This is a genomic window from Vibrio sp. Vb2131 (assembly GCF_033338535.1).
Lineage (GTDB): Bacteria > Pseudomonadota > Gammaproteobacteria > Enterobacterales > Vibrionaceae > Vibrio > Vibrio alginolyticus.
The window spans coordinates 1-576 of the sequence record NZ_JAWOSW010000120.1 but is presented as its reverse complement, the minus strand read 5'-3'; the positions used below and the strand labels follow the sequence as shown (position 1 = coordinate 576).

Here is a 576-nt window from a genome sequence, read left to right as displayed (position 1 = left end):
TATGCCTGTGAGCTTCTTGTACACGCCAGAAAAAGTTTCGACCTTGTGCTCCACGTTGTTCTGCTGTGCTTTGTCTAAATGAACTTTTATGAGCCGGCTGCCATCCAGTTTCACACGGATCCTCTTGCCCACAATTTCACTTGGGAAGACCAAATCCTCAAGGATGGCGTCGTGCACTGCTGTCAGGGTGCGGCTTCTGGGGCGCTTTTGCTTATTTTTCGTACGGCTTTTTCGGGTTGGCTTGGGCAGAATCCTCCTCTGAGCAATGAAGACCACGTGCTTGCCACTGAACTTTTTCTCCAATTCACGAACTAGCCGGACTTGGATTTTCTGGAAAGATTTAAGCTGAGGAACTGGTACAAAAATTATGATAGCTTTCCGACCACCACCAACTTCGATTTCCTTGGCTGCGGTGATGTTGAGTTCACGCAGCTGCGCCTTGAGATCGGAGTTCATCTCCAGCTCGAGCAGCGCCTGAGAGATGCCAGACTCGAACTCGTCCGGCTTCTCGCCATTGGGCTTCACAATCTTGGCGCTCGAGCTGAACATGGCTTCGTCCTTACGGAGTGCCGAGAT

Annotated in this window: 1 protein-coding gene; it reads right to left on the bottom strand. The window is 50.9% G+C overall.

From position 1 onward, the window contains the following. The coding region (locus R7E38_RS23185; RefSeq protein ID WP_318082194.1) for an eS7 family ribosomal protein at nt 1-549 on the bottom strand (549 nt) is incomplete at its 3' end. Between the last annotated feature and the right edge of the window lie 27 nt (nt 550-576).